Annotated in this window: 1 protein-coding gene; it reads right to left on the bottom strand. The window is 45.0% G+C overall.

What is annotated here, in order from left to right:
• Positions 1-322 (bottom strand): type VI secretion system tube protein TssD (gene tssD / locus J8L86_RS21055; RefSeq protein WP_211031458.1); only part of this gene is annotated, 322 nt, incomplete at both ends.

The following is a 322-nucleotide window of genomic DNA, read 5'->3' as shown; positions in this document are numbered from 1 at the left end:
TCCCAGTATGGTCCCAGTCGATTTTACGGTAGGCCATAGAGACAGTAATCAGTTGAGTAAAGTCAGACTTATTAGGATCTTGACAGTGCGGCATGTGGCACTGAATATCGATGATCGTAGCGCCTTCCAACTTAGTGCTGAAGTAATGCTCCTGCTTACCTTCAACTGAAGTGCGGTACCATTTCAGTTCAACTTCAGTGATTTTTTCACCTGATGCCAATGCGTTGTACATCAAAGGCACGGCTTTATTTAACGCAACAGTGAACTTAAATGGCTTGTGAACACGTTGGCCAGATGGTTGTCCTGATTGAGGATCTGTCGG

It is taken from the genome of Shewanella sp. MMG014 (assembly GCF_018100775.1).
GTDB lineage: Bacteria > Pseudomonadota > Gammaproteobacteria > Enterobacterales > Shewanellaceae > Shewanella > Shewanella japonica.
The sequence above is the reverse complement of the archived record's forward strand: the minus strand, read 5'-3'. Positions and strand labels throughout refer to the sequence as shown.